This window comes from Sphingomonas bacterium, from assembly GCF_903643065.1.
GTDB lineage: Bacteria > Pseudomonadota > Alphaproteobacteria > Sphingomonadales > Sphingomonadaceae > Sphingomonas.
Window position 1 is genome coordinate 1 of sequence record NZ_CAHJWX010000212.1, and the last position, 4,821, is coordinate 4,821.

The 4,821-nt window shown below is 69.1% G+C and carries 7 protein-coding genes and 1 pseudogene; 6 read left to right on the forward strand and 2 right to left on the reverse strand.

The features are described 5' to 3' along the window. Positions 1-275 (forward strand): annotated as a pseudogene (locus HUU95_RS08570) (hypothetical protein); the annotation flags it as partial. 105 nt (positions 276-380) lie between these two features. Next, positions 381-770 (forward strand): hypothetical protein, encoded by a 390-nt coding sequence (locus HUU95_RS08575; protein ID WP_174279736.1) that lies wholly within the window; start codon positions 381-383, stop codon positions 768-770. Positions 771-791: 21 nt separating this feature from the next. On the opposite strand, the gene HUU95_RS08580 is transcribed toward HUU95_RS08575, so the two are convergent. After that, complete coding sequence (locus HUU95_RS08580) at positions 792-962, reverse strand: hypothetical protein (RefSeq protein ID WP_174279737.1); 171 nt, start codon at positions 960-962, stop codon at positions 792-794. Positions 963-1,111: 149 nt separating this feature from the next. On the opposite strand from HUU95_RS08580, the gene HUU95_RS08585 reads away from it, so the two are divergent. From HUU95_RS08585 to HUU95_RS08600, 4 genes are all read left to right on the forward strand, one after another. Further along, entirely contained in the window at positions 1,112-1,690 is a 579-nt protein-coding gene (locus tag HUU95_RS08585; RefSeq protein WP_174279738.1) for an SRPBCC family protein, read from the forward strand. Further along, positions 1,687-2,859 (forward strand): zinc-dependent alcohol dehydrogenase, encoded by a 1,173-nt coding sequence (locus HUU95_RS08590; protein WP_174279739.1) that lies wholly within the window; start codon positions 1,687-1,689, stop codon positions 2,857-2,859. The genes HUU95_RS08585 and HUU95_RS08590 overlap by 4 nt, the downstream gene beginning before the upstream one ends. Before the next feature lie 114 nt (positions 2,860-2,973). Then, a complete protein-coding gene (locus HUU95_RS08595) occupies positions 2,974-3,762 on the forward strand; it encodes an SDR family NAD(P)-dependent oxidoreductase (protein ID WP_174279740.1) in 789 nt (262 codons plus the stop codon). Between the two features lie 10 nt (positions 3,763-3,772). Then, on the forward strand, positions 3,773-4,252 hold the full coding sequence (locus HUU95_RS08600) for a DUF4142 domain-containing protein (RefSeq protein ID WP_174279741.1): 480 nt from the start codon (positions 3,773-3,775) through the stop codon (positions 4,250-4,252). Between the two features lie 78 nt (positions 4,253-4,330). On the opposite strand, the gene HUU95_RS08605 is transcribed toward HUU95_RS08600, so the two are convergent. Continuing rightward, positions 4,331-4,821 (reverse strand): HpcH/HpaI aldolase/citrate lyase family protein (locus HUU95_RS08605; protein WP_254602699.1); only part of this gene is annotated, 491 nt, incomplete at its 5' end.

Below are 4,821 nucleotides of genomic sequence, written 5' to 3' on the forward strand. Positions count from 1 at the left end.
CGCCCGAGCCCGCGACCGCCGCGCCCGACGCCGAACAGGGCCCGACGCCCAACGTCGCCCAGTTCCGCTCGCCAGAGGTCCCGCCCGCCGATGGCCACGCCGCCCCCGATTTGGTCGCAGATGCCGAGCCCGGCCCCGGTGGTGAAGGGCGCGCGCCGCTCGCCTTTCGCCCCGACATCGACGCGCCGATGACCGACGCCGAACGCGAGGCGCTCCGCCCCGCCACCGGCCCGCAGCCGACGCTGGTCGACGCGGGCACTTCGCTACCGTCGTGACGATTCCTGCGTTGGCGTCGAGCGATCCTCCATGATCACGCCGACCGAACCCCTCCGTTCGTGCCGAGCGACGTCGAGGCACTGGCCATCCGAAAGGCGCATCCCATGGACTATAAGAAACTCAGCCTCGGCCTCGGCGTGTTCAGCCTCGCGCTGGGCGCCGCCGAGCTGTTCGGCGCGAGACGGATCGCCGCCGGGCTCGACGCACAGGGCCATGAGGGCCTGGTCAAGGGCTTTGGCGCGCGCGAGCTGCTCGCCGGCGTCAACCTGCTCGCCGCGCCCGCCGTCGCGACGGGAATGTGGAACCGGGTGGCGGGCGACGTGATGGATATCGTCGCCACCGCCGCCGCCGTGCGCAACAGCCCCCGCAACCGGCTCGCCTGGGGCGCGCTCGCCTTTGTCGCCGGCGCGGCGTTGCTGGACGCCTGGGTCGCGGTCGGCCTGGACGAACAGACCGGCAAGACGCTGCCGACGGAGCCGCCCCTGCCGGCGTGACCGCCGTCGCCGCCGGCCCGCTCAGGTCAGCGACGACTTGCGCGGGATCGTCTCCTCCGACGGCGGCTGGTCCTTGTCCAGCCGGTCGCTCGGCCGGCGCGCGTCGCCGCCGCGCTGGTGCTCGGTCGACAGGTTGGGGCGATCGGTCGCGTCGGTCGGCTTGATCGGGTCGTCCGTCGGTTGCTCGTCCATCTCGGCTCTCCTGCGTTCCTCCCGCCAACGGCCGCCCCGCCGCCCGGTTCCGGGCCGGCTTGATCTCGCGCAAGTCGATCAAAAACCGTCGCTTTGCCGGAACATCCCCCGCCGGCCAGCGGTTTGAACGCGCATCACGGAGGACCCGAGTGAGCGACACCAGACACGACGACGCGCCGGTCGGCACGGGCAAGAAGGGTACGGCGGCCGAGGCGCAGGCGCTGTTCGGCGACGCTGCCGGCAGCCAGACGGTCGGCCGCGCCGTGACCATCAACCGCCCGGCGAGCGAGGTCTGGGCCTATTACCGCGACCTGTCGACCGCGCCGACCTATATGGAAGGCGTCGTCAGCGTCGACACCAGCGATCCCCAGCGTCCGCATTGGGTGGCGCACGGCACCGGGCACGGCAATGTCGAATGGGACGCGGAGATCACCGAGGACGAGCCGGAAAAGGTCCTCGCCTGGCAAGCGGTCGGCACCAGCCATGCCAATTCGGGTCGTGCGACCTTCGAGGAGGTCGCCGGTCGCGGCACGGTGGTGACGCTGACGATGAGCTACGATCCGGTCGGCGGCGCCGTCGGCCAGTTCGTCGCCAAGCTGTTCCAGCACGATCCCGCCATCCTCGCGCGCCGCAATCTCCGGCGGCTCAAGCAGCTGCTGGAAACCGGCGAGATCGCCACCGCCGCGCGCAACACCGTTCTCCATGCCCAAGGGAAGACCCACGAATGAAAGCCCTAGCCTGGCACGGCAAGCATGATGTCCGGATCGACACCGTCGCCGATCCGGAGATCGTCAACCCGCGCGACTGCATCATCAAGGTGACGTCCACCGCGATCTGCGGGTCGGACCTCCATCTCTATGACGGCTTCATCCCCACCATGCAGGCCGGCGACGTGCTCGGCCACGAGTTCATGGGCGAGGTGGTCGAGGTCGGCGCGAAGTCGACGCTGAAGAAGGGCCAGCGCGTCGTGGTGCCGTTCACCATCGCGTGCGGCAGCTGCTACCATTGCGGCAAGCACCAATATTCGGCCTGCGACAACGGCCTGCCCGCCGACAATCAGGACATCGCGCAGGAGTTGTACGGCCAGCCCATGTCCGGCCTGTTCGGCTATAGCCACATGACCGGCGGCTATTCGGGCGGCCAGGCGGAATATGTCCGCGTCCCGTTCAGCGACGTCGGTCCGATCGTGATCCCGGACGGCGTGTCCGACGATAAGGTGCTGTTCCTGTCCGACATCCTGCCCACCGGCTGGCAGGCGGCGGAATATGCGCAAATCGAGCCGGGCGACACGGTGGCGGTCTGGGGCTGCGGCCCGGTCGGCCTGTTCGCGGTCCAGTCCGCCTTCCTGATGGGCGCCGCGCGCGTCATCGCCATCGATCACTTCCCCAAGCGGCTGGAACTGGCCAAGCGGTTCGGCGCCGAGGTCGTCAACTTCAAGGAAAGCGCGGTCTATGACGCGCTGATGGAGATGACCGGCGGCGTCGGGCCGGACGCGGTGATCGACTCGGTCGGGCTGGAGGCGCACGGCTTCTTCGTCGACAACGTCATCGACCAGATCAAGAAATCGACCTTCCTCGGCACCGATCGCCCCCACTCGATCCGCCAGGCGATCATCGCCTGTCGCAAGGGCGGCCGCGTGTCGATGCCGGCGGTGTACGGCGGCTTCGTCGACAAGTTCCCGCTCGGCGCGTTCATGGAAAAGGGCCTGACGCTCAAGACCGGCCAGACCCACGTCCAGCACTACATGCCCGCGCTGTTGAACGCGATCATGGAGGGCAAGATCGACACCGAGTTCCTGATCTCGCACCACATGCCGCTCGAAGAGGCGCCGACGGGGTACAAGATGTTCCACGACCGGCAGAATGAGTACACCAAGATCGTGTTAAATCCGTCATGAGCGGCACGGCGGCAGCGGAGCTGGCGCCGAGACCGCGAATGCCGGCCGGCCTCGGCCTGCCGAGGACCGACGACGCGGCTTTGCCGCGTCGCCCCTTCTGAAAGGAGAACCACCATGCCCAACAAGTTCGCGATCGTCACCGGCGCCTCGTCCGGCATCGGCCTGGAGCTGGCCAAGCTCGCCGCGCAGAACGGCTATGACCTGTTGCTCGCCGCCGACACCAGCTTCGCCACCGCCGAGGGCGAGCTGAAGGCGCATGGCGGCCAGGTCGAGACGCTGGAGGTCGACCTCAGCAATTTCGAGGGCGTCGATCGGCTGCTCTCGGCGGCGAACGGCCGCCAGGTCGACCTGCTCTGCGCCAATGCCGGCCACGGCCTGGGCCGCGCGTTCCTCGATCAGGATCCGGCGGAGTGGCGCCACGTCGTCAACACCAACATCACCGGGACGGTCTATCTGCTTCAGAAGGTGCTGGCGCCCATGGCCGCGCGCAACGACGGCAAGGTGCTCGTGACGGGCTCGGTCGCCGGCTACATCCCCGGCTCGTTCCAGGCGGTGTACAACGGCACCAAGGCGTTCGTGGACAGCTTCGTCGCCGCGATTCAGAACGAGCTCAAGGACCAGGACGGCGTCGTCATCACCAACCTGATGCCCGGGCCGACGGAAACCGAGTTCTTCAAGCGCGGCGACATGATGGACACGCAGGTCGGCACCGATCCCAAGAAAGAAGACCCCGCCGACACCGCCCAGCATGGCTGGGACGCGCTGATGGCGGGCAAGGCGGCGGTCGCGTCGGGCTGGAAGAACAAGGTCCAGACCACGCTCGCCAACGTCACGCCCAATTCCGTGCTCGCCGAGCAGCACCGGTCGATGGCCGAGCCCGGCTCCGCCGAGAAGAACCAGTAAGGACCATATCATGATCCAATTGCTTCTTGCCGCGGCGCTGCTCAGCACCCCGTCGGTGGCGGTGGCCGCCCCCATCACCGGCGGCCAGTATGTCGCCAAGGCCGGCGCCAGCGATCAGTACGAGATCCAGTCCAGCAAGCTGGTCCTCGCCACCTCCACGAACGCCAAGCTGCGTGCCTTCGCGACGCAGATGGTCAAGGACCACGACCAGTCCACCGCCGACGTCAAGGCGGCGGCGACCGCCGGCCACGTCAAGGTCGGCCCGCCCCATCTCGATGCGATGGGCGCGGCCAACATCGCCAAGCTCAAGGCGGCGCGCGGCCCCGCGCGCGACACGCTGTACATCGCCCAGCAGAAGAAGTCGCACCAGATGGCGCTGGTCGTGCAGCAGGGCTATGCCGACAAGGGCTCGGTTCCCCCGCTCAAGGCGGCGGCGATCAAGATCGTCCCCGTCGTCCAGCACCACATCACCGAACTGGCGGCGATGTAACCTCCTTCCCTCTCCCTTTCAGGGGAGAGGGAGGGAGCCGCTGCAAGCGGCGGAAGGGAGAGGGGCTGACCGGCGAGGTTACTGCCCCTCTCCAGCTTTAGCTACGCTCAACGCTTTCTCCCCTGAAGAGGCGAGAGAAACCACCCGCAACACCCGCTCCGCCGCCGCCAGGTGGAGCCGCTCCACCATCTCCCCGTCCAGCCGGATCGCCCCCCGGTCCGGCGCCCCGGCAAAGGCGGCGACGATCCGCCGCGCCCGTTCGATCGCCGCGTCGTCCGGCCCGAACGCCCGGTTGGCCGCCTCGATCTGCCCGGGATGGATCAGCGTCTTGCCGTCGAACCCCATCGCGGCGCCCTGCGCGCACTCCGCCACCAGCCGCGCCGGATCGCCCAGCGCGTTCATCACCCCGTCCAGGGCCACCGCGCTCGCCGCCCGCGCCGCCACCACGATCTGGCTCAGCACCGGCAGCAGCGGCGTCCGCTCCGCCCCCGGTCGGCAGCGCAGTTCGGCCGCCAGGTCGTTCGTCCCGGCGATCAGCGCGGTCAGCCCCAGCCCGCGCGCCACCCCGG